Raw genomic sequence first — 17,029 nt, 5'->3', positions numbered from 1 at the left:
CCTGACAGGGGTTCCGATAGCTTGCTTCAAGGAGAGAATGACATGGCAAAAGTAATTGGTATCGACCTTGGAACGACAAATTCCTGCGTCGCCGTCATGGACGGTAAGGACGCAAAAGTGATCGAAAATGCCGAAGGCGCCCGGACCACCCCCTCCATGGTTGCCTTCACCGACGATGGTGAACGTCTCGTCGGCCAGCCGGCCAAGCGCCAGGCTGTCACCAACCCCACGAATACCCTCTTCGCTGTCAAGCGCCTCATCGGCCGCCGCTACGAAGATCCGACCGTCGAGAAGGACAAGCACCTTGTTCCCTTCAACATCGTTCGGGGCGACAATGGCGACGCCTGGGTCGAAGCCAACGGCAAGGGCTATTCGCCCGCACAGATTTCCGCAATGATCCTTCAGAAAATGAAGGAAACCGCCGAATCCTATCTTGGTGAAAAGGTCGACAAGGCCGTTATCACCGTTCCCGCATACTTCAACGACGCTCAGCGCCAGGCAACCAAGGATGCCGGCAAGATCGCCGGTCTCGAAGTCCTGCGCATCATCAACGAGCCGACGGCTGCAGCGCTTGCTTACGGCCTCGACAAAAAGGACGGCAAGACCATCGCCGTTTACGACCTTGGCGGCGGCACCTTCGATATCTCGATCCTCGAAATCGGCGACGGCGTCTTCGAAGTGAAGTCGACCAACGGCGATACCTTCCTCGGCGGTGAAGACTTCGACATGCGTCTGGTCGAATATCTGGTGGCTGAGTTCAAGAAGGACAACGGCATCGACCTCAAGGGCGACAAGCTCGCTCTGCAACGCCTGAAGGAAGCCGCCGAAAAGGCCAAGATCGAACTTTCGTCCGCACAGCAGACCGAAATCAACCTGCCTTTCATCACGGCAGACGCCACCGGTCCGAAGCACCTGACGCTGAAGCTGACCCGCGCCAAGCTCGAAAGCCTGGTCGACGATCTCGTTCAGCGCACCATCGCTCCGTGCAAGGCAGCCCTCAAGGATGCCGGCGTCACCGCCGCTGAAATCGACGAAGTCGTTCTCGTCGGCGGTATGAGCCGCATGCCGAAGGTGCAGGAAGTCGTCAAGCAGCTGTTCGGCAAGGAGCCGCACAAGGGCGTCAACCCGGATGAAGTCGTCGCTCTCGGCGCAGCCATCCAGGCCGGCGTTCTGCAGGGCGACGTCAAGGACGTTCTGCTCCTCGACGTGACCCCGCTGTCTCTCGGTATCGAAACGCTGGGCGGCGTCTTCACCCGTCTGATCGAACGCAACACGACGATCCCGACGAAGAAGTCGCAGACCTTCTCGACCGCCGACGACAACCAGTCGGCCGTGACCATCCGCGTTTCGCAGGGCGAGCGCGAAATGGCTGCAGACAACAAGCTGCTCGGCCAGTTCGACCTCGTCGGCCTGCCGCCGGCACCGCGTGGTGTTCCGCAGATCGAAGTCACCTTCGATATCGACGCCAACGGCATCGTCCAGGTTTCGGCCAAGGACAAGGGCACCGGCAAGGAACAGCAGATCCGCATCCAGGCTTCCGGCGGTCTTTCCGACGCCGACATCGAGAAGATGGTCAAGGATGCAGAAGCTCACGCTGCTGAAGACAAGAAGCGCCGCGAAGGTGTCGAAGCCAAGAACCAGGCTGAAAGCCTGATCCACTCCAGCGAGAAGTCGCTGAAGGATTACGGCGACAAGGTCACCGAAACCGATCGCACCGCAATCTCCGACGCGATCGCAGCGCTGAAGGCGGCAACCGAAGCTTCCGAGCCGGATGCCGAAGACATCAAGGCCAAGACCCAGACGCTCATGGAAGTTTCCATGAAGCTCGGCCAGGCGATCTATGAGTCCCAGCAGGCGGAAGCAGCTTCGGGTGATGCCTCGGCAGCAGGCGGCAAGGACGATGTCGTCGATGCCGACTACGAGGAAATCAAGGACGAAGACGACCGCAAGCGGTCTGCATAAGCGCGAATCGAAAGATTCTCGATGAAACTTAGCTCCGGCTGCCTTCGGGCAGCCGGAAATCCATTTCCGGGGTTCTAATCCTTAATATGGCAAAAGCGGATTTTTACGAGACATTGGGCGTCTCCAAGACGGCGGACGAGAAAGAGCTGAAGAGCGCCTTTCGCAAGCTGGCAATGCAATATCATCCGGACAAGAACCCGGACGACAGCAACGCCGAGCGGAAGTTCAAGGAAATCAACGAAGCCTACGAAACGCTCAAGGACCCGCAGAAGCGCGCAGCCTATGACCGCTACGGCCATGCTGCTTTCGAGCATGGCGGCATGGGCGGCGGTGGCGGCTTCGGAGCCGGTTTCGGTGGCGGCGGATTCTCCGATATTTTCGAGGATATTTTCGGCGAGATGATGGGTGGTGGACGCTCGCGCGGGCGTTCATCCGGCGGTCGCGAACGTGGCGCCGATCTTCGCTACAATATGGAAATCTCGCTGGAGGAGGCCTTCAGCGGCAAGACGGCACAGATTCGCGTGCCGACCTCGATCACCTGCGACGTCTGTTCCGGCTCGGGCGCCAAGCCCGGCACGCAGCCGAAGACCTGCGGCACCTGTCAGGGTTCCGGCCGTGTCCGCGCGGCGCAAGGCTTCTTCTCCGTCGAGCGCACCTGCCCGACCTGTCACGGCCGCGGTCAGATCATTCCCGACCCCTGCACCAAGTGTCACGGCCAGGGCCGTGTCACCGAGGAGCGTTCGCTTTCTGTCAATATCCCGTCGGGCATCGAAGACGGCACGCGCATCCGCCTGCAGGGCGAAGGCGAAGCCGGCCTGCGCGGCGGTCCTTCGGGCGACCTCTACATCTTCCTCTCCGTCAAGCCGCATGAGTTCTTCCAGCGGGACGGCGCCGATCTCTATTGCGCCGTGCCGATCTCGATGACCACCGCGGCTCTCGGAGGTACTTTCGATGTCGCGACCCTCGACGGCACGAAATCGCGCGTCACCGTTCCCGAAGGCACGCAAGTCGGCAAGCAGTTCCGCCTGAAGGGCAAGGGCATGCCGGTGCTGCGCTCCAGCCAGGTCGGCGATCTCTATATCCAGATCCAGATCGAGACGCCGCAGAAGCTGACCAAGCGCCAGCGCGAGCTGCTGCAGGAATTTGAGCAGATCTCTTCGAAGGACAACAATCCCGAATCGACGGGCTTCTTCGCCCGCATGAAGGATTTCTTCGATACGTTCAGCGACTGATTGGCGAATCAAAATGTTTCACATGAATCCGGCCGATGATTCGGCCGGATTTTTTATTGAGGTATGCGAATCACTCCCACGTCAGCGGATCGAGCCGGAGATAGAAAGTGAGACGCTCCCGGTCGGGCTCGGCCATCTCCAGAGTTTCGAACAGGATCGAAAAGGCTCGCTTACCCTGTTCAGGCGTCACCCAACTCTCCTCGGCATTGGCAATCATCAGTGAGAGATCGACATAGCGATCCGCCTTCCCTGCCCGGCCGAGATCGATCAGACCAGTGCATTGCAAGCTATGCGGATCGACCATAAAGTTCGGCATGCAGGCATCGCCGTGGCAAAGAACCCGGTCGATCTCCTCCTGAGCGAGCCGCACGGGCAGATCCCGCTCGACGCGATCAAGCAGTTCGCGGGCCGGCCTGTCCCAATCTTCCGGCGGGAGAAAATCCTGGTTCACGGCATCTCGCGAAACCACATCCGCTGCCTTTGCGAACATCAACGAAAGGCTGCGATCAAAGGGGCATCGATCCGCCGGCACTTCGTGAAGAGATTTCAATTGCCGCGCCATCGACGGCCAGGCGTTCAGCAGCGCATCTCCCTTCAGTTCGGCTGCCGGCACGCCAGGAATTGCAGTGATGATCAGGCACGAGCCCTCCTCTACCTCATGCCAGTCAATGATTTCAGGGACAGCCATACCCTTGCCCTGCAGCCAAAGCATCCGATCGCGCTCGCAGGCAAGATCGGCCGACCGGGCTGACGATGCGATTTTCGCGTAGGCGAGACCATCCTCGCGTCGATAGACAAGATCTCCCGATTCGCCCGTCTTTACGCGTGTCCAATTGCCGTGCGTATGCGCGAGAAGTGTCTTTGCAAATTCCAATTGATGCGCCCCTCACCCAAAACTTTCCCGAGTATCGCGATATAGGAAGCGCGGTCGGCGAGTGCCAGAGCCTCATTGCAGCCAACACGCTTTCGTCCAGAAGGGAGAAAAGCCGCAAAAACCTTGCACTTGTGCGGGCTTCGGCATACGCCTCGGCCATCGATTGCGAATCCTAGGGATACATGCCGAACAAGGTTTCCATCTCGCGCCTCAAGCTCACGGACTTCCGCAACTACGCGGCGGCAGCGCTGGCGCTTGACGAGCGGCATGTGGTGCTGACCGGCGACAATGGCGCGGGCAAGACCAATCTCATGGAGGCGGTCTCGCTGCTGTCGCCCGGCCGCGGCCTGCGCCGCGCTGCCTATGCCGATGTTACCCGGGTCAATGCGCCGGGTGGCTTTTCCATCTTCGCCGAGCTCGAGGGGATGGATGGCGGCGTCGAAATCGGTACCGGTATCGATACGACCGACGAATCGGCCGCCCGCCGGCTGCGAATCAACGGCACGCCGGCCAAGACCGTCGACGAGCTGACCGATCATTTGCGCGTTCTCTGGCTGACGCCGGCGATGGATGGCCTTTTTACCGGCGGCTCCTCGGAGCGTCGCCGCTTCCTTGATCGGCTGGTCCTGTCGCTCGATCCCGCCCATGGCCGCCGCGCCAGCGATTTCGAGCGCGCCATGCGCAGCCGCAACAAGCTCTTGTCCGAAAACCGGTTCGATCCTTCCTGGCTCGGCGGCATCGAAGATCAGATGGCGAGCCTCGGCATCGCCATGGCGATCGCGCGGCAGGAAATGCTCGGCCTCCTCTCGCAGCTGATCGCCGAAACGCGCGAGACGACACCGTTCCCCTCGGCGGCGCTGGAGCTTTCCGGCTTCCTTGACGGACAGTTCGACCGGCCGGCCGTCGATCTGGAAGACGCCTATGCCGATATGCTGCGCGAGGGGCGTTACCGCGATGCAGCCGCCGGCCGAACGCTGGACGGACCGCATCGAGCCGACCTTCTCGTACGCCACCGCGAAAAGGACATGGAAGCGGAACGCTGCTCGACGGGCGAGCAAAAAGCCCTTCTTGTCGGCCTCATCCTTGCCCATGCACGCCTTGTCGGCAACCTGACGGGCTATGCGCCGATCCTGCTGCTGGACGAGATCGCTGCGCATCTCGACGAGGGACGGCGGGCAGCCCTTTTTGATCTCATCGACGGCCTCGGCGGCCAGGCTTTCGTGACCGGCACCGACAAATCGATGTTCTCGGCGCTTGGCGACCGCGCGCAATTCTTTACCGTGGCGCATGGCGGCATTACGAAATCCTAGCGCCTCCTTCGTCGCGATTGTGCTAGACTTCAGCGCATGGATCCTTTGACCTCAGACGAAATCGCCCGCTATCACCGCCATATCCTCCTGCCGGAGGTCGGCGGCGCCGGCCAGCAAAAATTGAAGGCGGCGCGTGTGCTTGTCATCGGCGCCGGCGGCCTTGGTGCGCCGGTGCTGCAATATCTCGCCGCTGCCGGCGTGGGCACGCTCGGCATTGCCGATGACGATCGCGTTTCGCTGTCCAATCTGCAGCGGCAGATAATTCACGATACGGGTACGATCGGCGAGATGAAGACGCAGAGTGCGGCAGATGCCATCGCCCGGCTAAACCCGCATGTGCGGGTCATCCGCTTCGAGGAGCGGTTTAGCCTCGACACCGCTGCACGGCACCTTGCCGGTTTCGATCTCGTCATCGACGGCTCCGACAATTTCGACACGCGCTACGCCGCAGCCGACGCGACAGAGGCAGCGCATCTGCCGCTGGTGACCGGCGCAGTCGGCAGATTCGATGGGTCCGTGACGACATTGAAGCCCTATGAAAGCGATGCGGACGGCAATCCCAATCCGCGCTATCGCGATCTCTTTCCCGCCCCACCGCCGGAAGGTCTCATCCCCAGCTGCGCGGAAGCGGGCATCATCGGTGCATTGACAGGCGTCATCGGCACGCTGATGGCAATGGAAGCGATCAAGCTCATCACAGGCATCGGCGAGCCGCTGATCGGCCGCCTGCTGCTTTATGACGGGCTTTCCTCGCGCTTCGAAACCGTGCGCTATCGCCGCAAACGCGCTCGAGTCGCCGCCGAATGAGCGAAATCGCGCTTCGTCGCCTCGATAACGGCTTCGACCGCTGGGATGCGTTGCTGAATCTCATCCTGACATCCTTTGCCTATATGAACGGGCGCATCGATCCGCCCTCCTCGGCGCTGGCGCTGACGCCGGAAACGCTGAAAGCGAAGGCGTTTAGCGAGATCGCTTACGCTGCCCTCAATGGCGAGCAACTGGTCGGCTGCATTTTCTGCCGGCCGGAGGCAGAGAGCCTGTATGTCGGCAAGCTCGCCGTGCTGCCGGCAGCACAGGGTAAAGGTATCGGCAAGCGACTGCTGGGCCTGGCCGAGACAACGGCGCGAGAGCTTGGCCTCAAGGCGTTGCGACTGGAAACGCGGATTGAGCTGGTCGACAACCATGCTACCTTTGCCGCATGGGGCTTTCGCAAGACGGCCGAAAATCGCCATGCCGGCTTCGATCGGACGACATCGATCGAGATGCGCAAGGCGATTGCCTAGTATCCTTTCTCCCGCCGAAATGGCGGGGCCGCAGCATATGGAGCGGACGAGCACCGGAACCTCCTTCTCCCCTCGGGGAGAAGGTGGCCCGAAGGGTCGGATGAGGGGGCTGGGCGACTTGAATTCGTGGATTTTCGTGCTCTTGGCAGACCCCCTCATCCGCCTGTCGGCACCTTCTCCCCGAGGGGAGAAGGAGTGCGCGGCGGGATGCGGGTGATGCGGGCACCCATGGCATTCAACCGCTCCTCGATGCGCTCATAGCCACGCTCGATCTGCTGGGCATTGTTGATGACGCTCGTGCCCTCAGCGCACATGGCCGCGATAAGCATCGCCATGCCGGCGCGAATGTCAGGGCTTTCAAGCTGGGCGGCCCGCAGCTTGGAGGGGCCTGCGACGATGGCGCGATGCGGGTCGCACAGCACGATACGGGCGCCCATGGCGATCAGCTTGTCGACGAAGAACATGCGGCTTTCGAACATTTTCTCGAACATCAGCACGACGCCGTCGCATTGCGAGGCGGTGACAATGGCGATCGACATGGTGTCGGCGGGAAAGGCCGGCCAAGGCTGATCTTCGATCTTCGGAATATGGCCGCCGAAATCGGGCTGGATCTTCATTTCCTGGCCAGAGCGGATGATGAGATCATCGCCGTCGATCTGGCAGCGGATGCCGAGGCGCTCGAAGGTCATCAGCGTGGAACGCAGATGCTCCACGCCAGCGCGGCGGATGGTGATTTCCGAGCCGGTGACGGCGGCAAGGCCGATCAGCGAGCCGACTTCATTGTGATCGGGGCCGATCCGATGTGACGCACCGCCGAGCCGCTGGCCACCGTGGATGGTCATCATATTGGTGCCGACGCCCTCGATTCGGGCACCCATGGCAATCAGGAAGCGGGCGAGATCCTGAACATGCGGCTCGGACGCGCAATTGCGCAGGATCGTCGTCCCCTCGGCGAACACGGCAGCGCAAAGCGCATTTTCGGTCGCTGTCACCGACGGCTCATCGAGAAAGACATCGGCGCCACGCAGCCCATCAGTGCGGAAGCTGTAGACGCTATTGACCTCGATCCTCGCGCCGAGCTGTTCCAGCGCCAGGAAATGCGTATCGACACGCCGACGGCCGATGACGTCGCCGCCGGGCGGCGGCAAGGTGATCTCGCCACAGCGTGCCAGCATCGGTCCGGCAAGCAGGATGGAGGCGCGGATGCGGGCGCAGAGATCGGGATCGAGATTGGCGGGTCTAAGTTCTCGCGCTTCGATTTCGAGCTCATTGCGGCCGAGCCAGCTCACCTTGGCGCCGACGGACTGGATCAGTTCCACCAGTGCCTCGACATCGCGGATGCGCGGAACGTTGCTGAGCTCGACGCGCTGATCGGTCAGAAGCGATGCGGCGATGATCGGCAATGCGGCATTCTTGTTGCCGCTCGGTTCGATCTCGCCCGACAGCTTGAAGCCGCCCTCGACTACATATTGAATCCGCTCGTGCGGCAGCGCCCGCGCCATGATTTCCGCCCTTCCTGATTTGTGTTTGTGGTCACCTCTGGGCCGGCTTTGTGACATGCACATGACCGGCAGAGGGAAGTGAGATCAAATTTGCAGCCGGGTATTCAGCCCCGTTTCAGCGGGCGAATCAGCGTGCTTCCATCATCGAAAGGGCAGCACGCGATTGGGCGGGCGATGGCCGTCGATGAAGGTGCGGATGTTGATGATGACCTTGTCGCCCATGTCGATGCGGCCCTCGAGCGTCGCCGAACTCATATGCGGCAGGATAACCACCTTGCCCTCATTGGCGAGCTTCACCAGCTTCGGATTGACGGCCGGTTCATTCTCGAACACGTCGAGGCCGGCTCCGGCGATCTTGCCTTCGCGCAGGATCTTGATCAGCGCCGTCTCGTCGATGACGTCGCCGCGCGCCGTGTTGACGATGTAGCTCGTCGGCTGCAACAGCGCCAGGCGGCGGGCCGAGATGAGGTGATAGGTAGCCGGCGTCGACGGGCAATTGACCGAAACGATATCGACGCGGGCAAGCATCTGGTCGAGACTGTCCCAATAGGTCGCCTCGAGCTCGTCCTCGGTCGCCGGATTGACGCGCTTGCGATTGTGATAGTGGATTGACAGGCCAAAAGCCTTGGCGCGGCGGGCAACGGCGGTGCCGATCCGCCCCATGCCGACGATGCCGATGCGCTTGCCATGAATGCGGCGGCCGAGCATCCAGGTGGGCGACCATCCGGCCCATTCGCCGGGGTTGTCGGTTAGCACGCGCGCACCTTCCGCCAGCCGTCGCGGCGCGGCGAGAATGAGCGCCATGGTCATGTCGGCGGTGTCTTCGGTCAGCACATTTGGCGTATTGGTGACGGTGATGCCGCGGCGGGCTGCGGCCTCGACATCGATATGATCCGTGCCGTTGGAGAAGCTGGCAATCAGCTTCATTTGCGGGCCGGCTTCTTCGATCACCTCCGCATCGATGCGGTCGGTGACGGTCGGCACCAGCACGTCGACCGAGCGGACGGCCTCCATCAATTCGTCCTTGGTACGCGGGCGATCATCTATGTTGAGCTCGGCATCGAAGAGTTCGCGCATGCGCGTCTCCACCGCGTCAGGCAATTTGCGCGTGACGTAGACCTTCGGTTTTTTCTTCGTCGTCATGGCGAGCGGCGATGCCTTGTTCAGATGTTCTTAACCAAGAAGCAGGATAATTTTCCCGTTCCGGGCATTTCTACCAGACCCGCAGGCGAAGACAAACAAAACTCGCTGACGCGATCCGAGGATTTGCCGCTCACCGGAGCGAAAGGTCGCCGGAATGGCGCCTTTGTCATGACGAACGAACGGAACTCCCATGCGTGGCAATGTCTTGAAGTCCTGCGCCATTTTCGCAATCGGCCTGATGATGGCTGCTGTGTCGGCCGATCTTGCCGCCGCCCAGGCCGCCAAGGGTCCGAGCGGCCTGCCGCTGCCGCGCTTCGTCACCCTGAAGTCGAAGCGGGTCAATCTGCGCATCGGCCCGAGTGCGGATTACGCCGTATCATGGCTCTATCTCAAGCAGGGTCTGCCGGTCGAAATCATCCAGGAATATGATAACTGGCGGCGGGTGCGCGATGCCGACGGCACCGAGGGTTGGGTCAACCAGTCGCTGCTGTCGGGCCAGCGCTCGGCGATTGCCGCTCCCTGGATGAAGGGCAAGGGCAAGGCAGTCTTCGTCAACATGCGCCGCGAATCCCAGCCATCCGCCGCTGTCATCGCCAAGCTTCAGCCCGGCGTGATGATGACCGTCAAGGAATGCACGGGCGATTGGTGCCTCGTCACCGCCGATGGCACCGAGGGATGGGTGGCGCAATCCGAGATCTGGGGCGCTTATCCCGGCGAAGCCTTCAAGTAACGACCGCCCGCCTGGCGCCGAACGCAGCCACGCGACTTTCGCTACGCAATGCTGTATCCGGGCTGTATCCGGGATCGGATAGGGAGATCGGCGATCTTGGGTCACGTGCTAGGCGTTTTCGGCGTTGCCATCGTCATGTTCGCATCGACGAACATAGACGACATATTCGTCCTTCTCGGCTTTTTCGCCGATCGGAAATTCCGCCTGAGGCAGATCGTCATCGGTCAATATCTCGGCATCGGCGCACTCTATGGCTTCAGCGCCCTCGCCTCGTTTCTGGTTTTCGTCATTCCAGCCACCTATATCGGCCTGCTCGGCCTTGCTCCGATCTACTTTGGCGTCAGGCGATTGTGGGAACTCTGGAACGGCATCGAGACCGACGAAGATCATGCGAAAGCGTCGGCGGGACATGGAAACATTGTGGCGGTCGCGCTGGTGACGATCGCCAATGGCGGCGACAATATCAGCATCTACACGCCGCTCTTCGCGACGCGTTCCGCCTATGAGATCCTCGCCATCGGCTGCATCTTCGCAATCCTGACAGCGGTCTGGCTTGGCGCCGCGCACTCGCTCGTCAATCATCCGACCTTGGGTGCACCGATCCGTCGTCACGGCCACAGGATCGTGCCCTTCGTTCTGATCGCTCTCGGCATCCTCATTTTCTACGAGGCCGGGACCGCGACGCTCTTCTTGCGCTAGGCGATCGCGTCAAAGCAAAGCCGCCCGGCGCTCGGCAGCGGGCGGCTTCCATGATCTGCAGATTAGGAATCTGAAGACGACTTCCGTCAGAGAAGTCCGAATTCTCTCGCGGCTTCTGACAGCGACCGCATCGGCCGCGGGCCGATCTGTTCAATGACGATCGCCGCAGCGAGGTTGCCGAGCTTGGCGCAGTCTTCCAAGCCGCGGCCTTGCGTGTAGCCGAAGAGGAAGCCGGCGGCGAAAAGATCGCCGGCGCCGGTCGTGTCAACACGTTCCTCGATCGGATGGGCGTCGACGACATAGCGCTCGTTTCCGCGCACGATGACGGCACCGTCCTTGCCTGTCGTCACGGCGGCGATCTTGCAATCGGCCGCAATGAGCTTCAACGCCTTTTCGAAATCGTCGGTCTCGTAGAGCGAGAGGGCTTCGTCGCGATTGGCAAAGACGATGTCGACGGTACCGGAGCGCATGAGATCGAGGAATTCGTCGCGATAGCGGCCGACGCAAAAGCTGTCGGAGAGCGTCATCGACATTTCCCGACCATTGGCATGGGCGATTCGAGCGCATTCGCGAATAGCTTCCTTGGCCCGCGGAGGATCCCAGAGATAGCCTTCGAAATAGGTCACTTTGGCATCAGCAACAACCTGCTCCTCCACGTCTTCCGGACCGAGCTCGACGCAGGCGCCGAGATAGGTGTTCATGGAACGCTCGCCATCCTCGGTGACGAAGATCATCGAGCGGGCAGTCGGCGGGAAAGTGCCCTTCGCCTTGGTCTCGTAATGCACGCCCTGGGCGCGGATATCGTGGGCGAAAATCTCTCCGAGCTGATCCTCTGCGACCTTGCCGAAATAAGCTGCCCTGCCGCCGAAACTCGCAACACCCGCAGCCGTATTGCCGGCGCTGCCGCCGGAGGCTTCAAGAGCCGGGCCCATGCGCGAATAGAGAAGTTCGGCGCGCTCGGCGTCGATGAGGTTCATCGCGGCTTTGGTGATGTTGTTGTCGATCAGGAACTGATCATTGCAACGGGCGATAATGTCGACGATGGCATTGCCAACGGTCAGTACATCGAAGCGAGTCATCTATAGGAAGGTCCCGGATACTGGTGATAGCCGGTATCCGGTATTATCGGTTTTTGTGAAGTTTGGAAGAAAAATCAGCACCAGCGCGGTGAAGTTAATTGCATTCAGTCATTTGCCTGTCACTTTCTATCTTTAAATGCTTATCAAGCGGCTGGGATGGGAAGCTCGAAAGACTTCCGAGCCAGCCTGGGAAGGAATGATGCCTTCCGCCTCACCGGTACGCGGGCCGACCACGGATGAACTGGCGGCATGTGCACCGGGGGGAACTCCCCACCGGGGCAAGATCGACAAGAGCGGGCCAAGCCCGCTTTTTTTGTTTTGCGGGTTTCCAGCCCCGGGCAAGCTGCTACAAGTTTCGGGTCCAATTTCTCGAATCCAGAGCTTCATACCCGCGTGTCCGAAATCCTCACAGACGTTCTTCCCGTCTTCCTGCTCATTCTCGTCGGCTGGGTCATCGTGCGCACGGGGCTGCTGAAGGCCGAGGTCGGCGAAGCCATGAGCGAGTTCGTCTTCAAGATCGCCGTGCCGCTCTTGCTGTTCCAGACCATCGCCGAGGCGGATTTTCGCGGCGCATCGCCGTTTCGCTTATGGATCGCCTATTTCTCCGGCGTCGCCATCACCTGGACCGCCGGCCATATTGTGGCGACACGCATGTTCGGCCGGGACGCACGGATCGGCGTGCTTGCCGGCGTCTCGTCCGCCTTCGCCAACACGATCTTCATCGGCCTGCCACTGGTCGGGCGCACGGTCGGACCTGATGGCGTCATGGCGATGTCGATCCTGATCGCCGTGCATCTGCCGACCATGATGATCGCCGGCACGCTGCTGATGGAACAGGCCGAGCGCAAGGAAAATGCCGGCGCCGGCCGCAGCACCGCCGAACTGCTGCGGCAGGTCGGCAGCAATCTCATCCGCAATCCGCTCGTTATCGGCCTTTTCTGCGGCCTCATCGTCCACCTGACCAGCCTTCCCATTCCCGCAACGCTTGGCACGGTCGTCGACAACATTGCCAACATCGCCGGCCCGGCGGCGCTGATCTCGCTCGGCATGGCACTGCGCCAATACGGGATGTCAGGCAATCTCGGCATCACCAGCGTCATTGCCGCCTTCAAGCTTTTTCTGCTGCCGGCCTGCGTGCTGGCTGCCGGACTTCTTCTCGGCCTGAGCCCGGAATGGCGGGCCGCACTCGTCCTCACGGCCGCCGTTCCGACAGGTGTGAACGCCTGGTTGATTGCCAATCGCTTCGGCGTGGGCCACAGTCTCGCGGCCTCGACGATTACCTTGACGACAGCGCTCGGCGCATTCTCGGTGTCGCTCTGGGCCTATCTGCTCGGATGACCGAGGCCGAAAACCGTCGACGGTAACGGTATCTCTCCGCACTTGGAGAGACAGGCAGGAAAATGGTCATATATTTTGCGCATCCCGGCCTTCCCACCCGGAGCGCAGCAAAGGATGGCACATGAATATTGCAGCTCCGCTCACCAATCCCGCGTCAGCCTATGCGCAGAAAGTCTTCGTGCTCCAAGGCGGCGGCGCGCTCGGCTCCTATCAGGCGGGTGCCTTTCAGGCGCTTAGAGAACAGAATATCGAGCCGGACTGGATCGCCGGCATCTCGATTGGCGCGATCAACGCCTCGATCATGGCCGGCAACGTGCCCGGCGAACGGCTCAAGGCGCTGAGCTCCTTTTGGAACAAGGTGACCGTGCATCTCCCCGTCGATCTGCTGATGGAAGATCGGCGCGAGACCAATCCTTTCTACCGCTCGGTCAGCAGCTGGTGGGTGTCGACCTTCGGCGTGCCCGGCTTCTTTTCTCCGTGGCAGATCCCGGCTTGGTTCCAGACGCGCGGCTCGGCGGGCGCAACCAGCGTCTACGATACCGAGCAATTGCGCCAGACGCTGCTCGATCACGTCGATTTCGACCGAATCAACCATGGCCCGGTGCGTTTGAGCCTCGGCGCCGTCAATGTGCGCACCGGCAATTTTGCCTTCTTCGACAACAAGGACATCAAGATCGGGCCTGAGCACGTGATGGCAAGCGGCGCCTTGCCGCCGGGTTTTCCCGCGGTCAAGATCGGCAACGAGCATTACTGGGATGGCGGCCTCGTCTCGAACACGCCACTCAGCTACGTGCTGCGCAACGGTGCCGCGATCGACACGGTTGTCTTTCAGGTCGATCTCTTCAGCGCCGTCGGCCCGCTGCCGCAGGATATCGAGGAAGTCGAGGAGCGGCGCAAAGATATCACCTATTCGAGCCGCACCCGGCTCAACACCGATCTCTTTCTGGAGCGTCACCGCCTGCGGCGCGCCATCTCCGAGCTTTATGCACGCCTTCCCGAAGAGGCCAAGACCGATCCGGAAATCAAGAAGCTGGAACAGCATTGCTCCGACTACGGTGTGACGATCATCCACCTGATCTACCGCAACAAGCAGTTCCGCTCGCATTCGAAGGATTACGAGTTTTCGGCGCTGTCCATGCATGAGCATTGGGAGGCCGGCCTGCGCGATGCCCGCAAGGCGCTGGTCGCCGAGGATTGGCGCATGCCGCCGAGCGCAGAGGATGGATTGAAGGTGTTCGATCTCGATCAGCGGACGCGCTCCCGCCGTCACGCAATCTGAAGGATGCAGCGCGAAAAACCCGGCGCTGGCGGCCGGGTTTTCAATCATGCTTGTGACTTGCGTTAGTTCGTGGCGGCCGGTGCGTTCGGATCCGGCAGCGGCACTTGCGTATCGGCAAGCGTGCGCAGATAGGCGATCACGTTGGCGCGGTCCTCTTCCTTCGGCAGGCCGGCAAAACCCATCGCCGTACCGGCTACGAATTTCTTCGGAGCGGCCAGGAAGTGATAGAGGTGGTCATACGTCCACTTTTCAGAACCGCCCTTGGAGAAATCCTTCATGCCGGCCGAATAGGCAAAGCCCTCGTGCTCGGCGACCGGGCGATCGACAATACCCCAGAGATCCGGGCCAACCTTATTTGGTCCCCCCTTCTCTCCGGAATGACAGGCCTGACACTTCTTGAAGATCGTCTCGCCGACCTTGGCATCAGCCTTCTGCAAGAGCTGAGCGATCGGCGTTTCCGCCTTGGCAGCCGCACCCTTGTCTCCACCTGCAGCCGGTTCTTCGGTCGCGACGATGGCAAAACCGGGCTTTTCCGGCGCCTCTGAATGGAAAATAAATCCTGACGCGAGCGACACGGACTTCAACACGAACAGCGTGGCCAAAAGCGCCCCGACACCCATGTTCACGTAGGATGAATTCATCTGCTATGCTCCCCTCGCCGCCGGCATCCTCCGCCGGCCCATCTTGAATTCGCGCGAAACCTATGTCTTTTGGCTGTTTCTTGCAACTCTGTAAACGGTCTCCACCATGAGACGTTTTGACACTTTTCCCTTGGGAATAGAAGGCCCAACAATGACTGATCCGAATTTAGACAAGACGCTGGTCCTCATTCCCGCCCGCATGGCCTCCACGCGCCTGCCGGGCAAGCCGCTGGCTGACATTTGCGGCCTGCCCATGATCGTACAGGTTGCCAAGCGCGCGCGCGAGGCGGCGATCGGTCGCATCGTCGTCGCCGTCGACCATGAGGATACCTATGCCGCAGTCGCCAATGCCGGCTTCGAGGCCGTCATGACGCGCACCGACCATCAATCCGGCTCGGACCGCATCTACGAAGCGCTGCAGGCCGTCGATCCTGAAGGTCGCGCGGAGGTCATCGTCAATGTGCAGGGCGACCTTCCCACAATCGATTCCGAAACCATCCGCGCCTCGCTGCGTCCACTCGAAAATCCGGCCGTCGACATCGCTACACTGACCGTCGAAATCAAGGACGAGGAAGAAAAGACCGCGCCGAGCGTCGTCAAGGTCGTCGGCTCACCGATCTCGGACAGCCGTCTGCACGCGCTCTATTTTACCCGCACGACCGCACCGTATGGCAAAGGGCCGCTCTATCACCACATCGGCCTCTACGCCTACCGCCGCGCCGCCCTCGCGAAATTCGTGAGCCTCGGCCCATCGACGCTGGAGCGGCGCGAATCACTGGAACAGCTGAGGGCGCTGGAGGCCGGCATGCGCATCGATGTCGAGATCGTTGACACGATACCGCTCGGTGTCGATACTCCCGCCGACCTCGAAAAGGCCAGACTTATCCTCTCCGCCGCCTCTTAAACGACGGCATTCCCCCAAGGGCAGTCCCATGATTACCAAGACCAACAAGATCTCCTTCCAGGGCGAGTACGGCGCCAATTCCGACATGGCCAGCCGTGACATGTTCCCGACCATGGAGCCGCTGCCCTGCCAGACCTTCGAGGATGCGCTGACCGCCATCGACAATGGCGACGCGGATCTCGGCATGATCCCGATCGAGAACACGATCGCCGGCCGCGTCGCCGACATCCATCATCTGCTGCCGGAATCGCGCCTGCATATCGTCGGCGAATATTTCATGCCGATCCGTTTCCAGTTGATGGTTCTGCCGGGCGTGAAGAAGGAAGAGATCCGCACGGTGCATAGCCACATCCATGCGCTCGGCCAATGCCGCAACATCGTGCGCCAGAACGGCTGGAAGCCTGTCATTGCGGGCGATACGGCGGGCGCTGCCAAGCTGGTGAAGGAAACCGGCGATCGCAGCATGGCGGCGCTGGCGCCCCGGCTTGCGGCCGATCTCTACGGGCTGGAAATCATCGCCGAGAATGTCGAAGACACCGAAAACAATATGACGCGCTTCGTCATCCTGTCGCGCGATGAGGACTGGGCGGAACGCAGCTCGCCGGACGAAAAGATCGTCACCACCTTTGTCTTCAACGTCCGCAACATTCCGGCCGCGCTCTACAAGGCGCTCGGCGGCTTCGCCACCAACGGCATAAACATGACGAAGCTCGAAAGCTATCAGCTCGGCGGCCGTTTTGTCGCAACGCAGTTCTATGCCGATATCGAGGGCCATCCCGCCGATGCGCATGTGCGCCGCGCGCTGGAGGAACTGCGCTTCTTCTCCGAAAAGGTCCGCATCCTCGGCGTCTACAAGGGCCATCCGACGCGGGGCGATCTTTAACATTCGGCGTGAACCCGGGCCACCTCGTGGTTCGAGGCGTCGCTATTTTCGCTGCGCTTAACGGCGACGCACCTCACCATGAGGTGGATCACGCTCTGTGGCGAAGCAAAAAAGGTCAGTCCTCATAATGAGGTACGCAGGCTCCCCAGAGCTTGTCGAGGGGGCCGGAG

The 17,029-nt window shown here is 61.2% G+C and carries 16 protein-coding genes; 11 read left to right on the top strand and 5 right to left on the bottom strand.

Annotated elements, in window-relative coordinates; translation table 11 throughout:
• The first annotated feature begins 42 nt into the window (after positions 1 to 42).
• Positions 43 to 1,962 (top strand): molecular chaperone DnaK, encoded by a 1,920-nt coding sequence (gene dnaK / locus AC13RM_RS28120; RefSeq protein WP_285176165.1) that lies wholly within the window; start codon positions 43 to 45, stop codon positions 1,960 to 1,962.
• 86 nt (positions 1,963 to 2,048) lie between these two features.
• The gene (dnaJ, locus tag AC13RM_RS28115; RefSeq protein WP_069615446.1) at positions 2,049 to 3,194 is read left to right on the top strand and encodes a molecular chaperone DnaJ; all 1,146 of its coding nucleotides are present in this window, start codon (positions 2,049 to 2,051) and stop codon (positions 3,192 to 3,194) included.
• 70 nt (positions 3,195 to 3,264) lie between these two features.
• On the opposite strand, the gene AC13RM_RS28110 is transcribed toward dnaJ, so the two are convergent.
• Complete coding sequence (locus AC13RM_RS28110) at positions 3,265 to 4,068, bottom strand: APH(3'') family aminoglycoside O-phosphotransferase (protein ID WP_285176161.1); 804 nt, start codon at positions 4,066 to 4,068, stop codon at positions 3,265 to 3,267.
• Between the two features lie 182 nt (positions 4,069 to 4,250).
• Between AC13RM_RS28110 and recF the strand changes: the two genes are divergently transcribed.
• The 3 genes from recF to AC13RM_RS28095 are packed head-to-tail and all read left to right on the top strand — an operon-like array spanning position 4,251 to position 6,661.
• Positions 4,251 to 5,378, top strand: coding sequence for a DNA replication/repair protein RecF (recF, locus tag AC13RM_RS28105; RefSeq protein WP_285176160.1), 1,128 nt, complete (start codon positions 4,251 to 4,253; stop codon positions 5,376 to 5,378).
• 36 nt (positions 5,379 to 5,414) lie between these two features.
• Complete coding sequence (locus AC13RM_RS28100) at positions 5,415 to 6,185, top strand: molybdopterin-synthase adenylyltransferase MoeB (protein WP_285176159.1); 771 nt, start codon at positions 5,415 to 5,417, stop codon at positions 6,183 to 6,185.
• Entirely contained in the window at positions 6,182 to 6,661 is a 480-nt protein-coding gene (locus AC13RM_RS28095) for a GNAT family N-acetyltransferase (RefSeq protein ID WP_483315376.1), read from the top strand. Before AC13RM_RS28100 ends, AC13RM_RS28095 begins: the two co-directional genes overlap by 4 nt.
• A 155-nt stretch (positions 6,662 to 6,816) precedes the next feature.
• On the opposite strand, the gene murA is transcribed toward AC13RM_RS28095, so the two are convergent.
• Together murA and AC13RM_RS28085 are read right to left on the bottom strand one after the other, a co-directional pair.
• Positions 6,817 to 8,163: a UDP-N-acetylglucosamine 1-carboxyvinyltransferase gene (murA, locus tag AC13RM_RS28090; RefSeq protein WP_285176158.1), complete on the bottom strand. Its 1,347-nt coding sequence runs from the start codon at positions 8,161 to 8,163 to the stop codon at positions 6,817 to 6,819.
• A 141-nt stretch (positions 8,164 to 8,304) separates the two neighbouring features.
• Positions 8,305 to 9,306, bottom strand: a complete 1,002-nt coding sequence (locus AC13RM_RS28085) for a 2-hydroxyacid dehydrogenase (RefSeq protein WP_285176157.1) — start codon at positions 9,304 to 9,306, stop codon at positions 8,305 to 8,307.
• 190 nt (positions 9,307 to 9,496) lie between these two features.
• On the opposite strand from AC13RM_RS28085, the gene AC13RM_RS28080 reads away from it, so the two are divergent.
• The gene (locus AC13RM_RS28080; RefSeq protein ID WP_113232711.1) at positions 9,497 to 10,036 is read left to right on the top strand and encodes an SH3 domain-containing protein; all 540 of its coding nucleotides are present in this window, start codon (positions 9,497 to 9,499) and stop codon (positions 10,034 to 10,036) included.
• A gap of 105 nt (positions 10,037 to 10,141) precedes the next feature.
• Positions 10,142 to 10,735 carry a cadmium resistance transporter gene (locus tag AC13RM_RS28075; RefSeq protein ID WP_440478140.1) on the top strand — a complete coding sequence of 198 codons (594 nt, stop codon included), beginning with the start codon at positions 10,142 to 10,144 and terminating at the stop codon, positions 10,733 to 10,735.
• 86 nt (positions 10,736 to 10,821) lie between these two features.
• Here the strand turns inward: AC13RM_RS28075 and AC13RM_RS28070 are convergent, their stop codons facing one another.
• A complete protein-coding gene (locus tag AC13RM_RS28070; RefSeq protein WP_113232710.1) occupies positions 10,822 to 11,814 on the bottom strand; it encodes an adenosine kinase in 993 nt (330 codons plus the stop codon).
• Between the two features lie 393 nt (positions 11,815 to 12,207).
• On the opposite strand from AC13RM_RS28070, the gene AC13RM_RS28065 reads away from it, so the two are divergent.
• Positions 12,208 to 13,152, top strand: a complete 945-nt coding sequence (locus AC13RM_RS28065) for an AEC family transporter (RefSeq protein ID WP_113232709.1) — start codon at positions 12,208 to 12,210, stop codon at positions 13,150 to 13,152.
• Between the two features lie 121 nt (positions 13,153 to 13,273).
• On the top strand, positions 13,274 to 14,431 hold the full coding sequence (locus AC13RM_RS28060) for a patatin-like phospholipase family protein (RefSeq protein WP_440478134.1): 1,158 nt from the start codon (positions 13,274 to 13,276) through the stop codon (positions 14,429 to 14,431).
• A gap of 62 nt (positions 14,432 to 14,493) precedes the next feature.
• Here the strand turns inward: AC13RM_RS28060 and AC13RM_RS28055 are convergent, their stop codons facing one another.
• Positions 14,494 to 15,072, bottom strand: coding sequence for a c-type cytochrome (locus tag AC13RM_RS28055; RefSeq protein WP_113232707.1), 579 nt, complete (start codon positions 15,070 to 15,072; stop codon positions 14,494 to 14,496).
• Between the two features lie 151 nt (positions 15,073 to 15,223).
• On the opposite strand from AC13RM_RS28055, the gene AC13RM_RS28050 reads away from it, so the two are divergent.
• Both AC13RM_RS28050 and AC13RM_RS28045 read left to right on the top strand, forming a co-directional pair.
• Positions 15,224 to 15,976 carry a 3-deoxy-manno-octulosonate cytidylyltransferase gene (locus AC13RM_RS28050; RefSeq protein WP_374822517.1) on the top strand — a complete coding sequence of 251 codons (753 nt, stop codon included), beginning with the start codon at positions 15,224 to 15,226 and terminating at the stop codon, positions 15,974 to 15,976.
• A 28-nt stretch (positions 15,977 to 16,004) separates the two neighbouring features.
• Positions 16,005 to 16,859, top strand: coding sequence for a prephenate dehydratase (locus AC13RM_RS28045; protein ID WP_374822514.1), 855 nt, complete (start codon positions 16,005 to 16,007; stop codon positions 16,857 to 16,859).
• Positions 16,860 to 17,029: the final 170 nt, after the last annotated feature.

The sequence above is a fragment of the Martinezella sp. CNPSo 3732 genome, assembly GCF_057784515.1.
The sequence above is the reverse complement of the archived record's forward strand: the minus strand, read 5'-3'. Positions and strand labels throughout refer to the sequence as shown.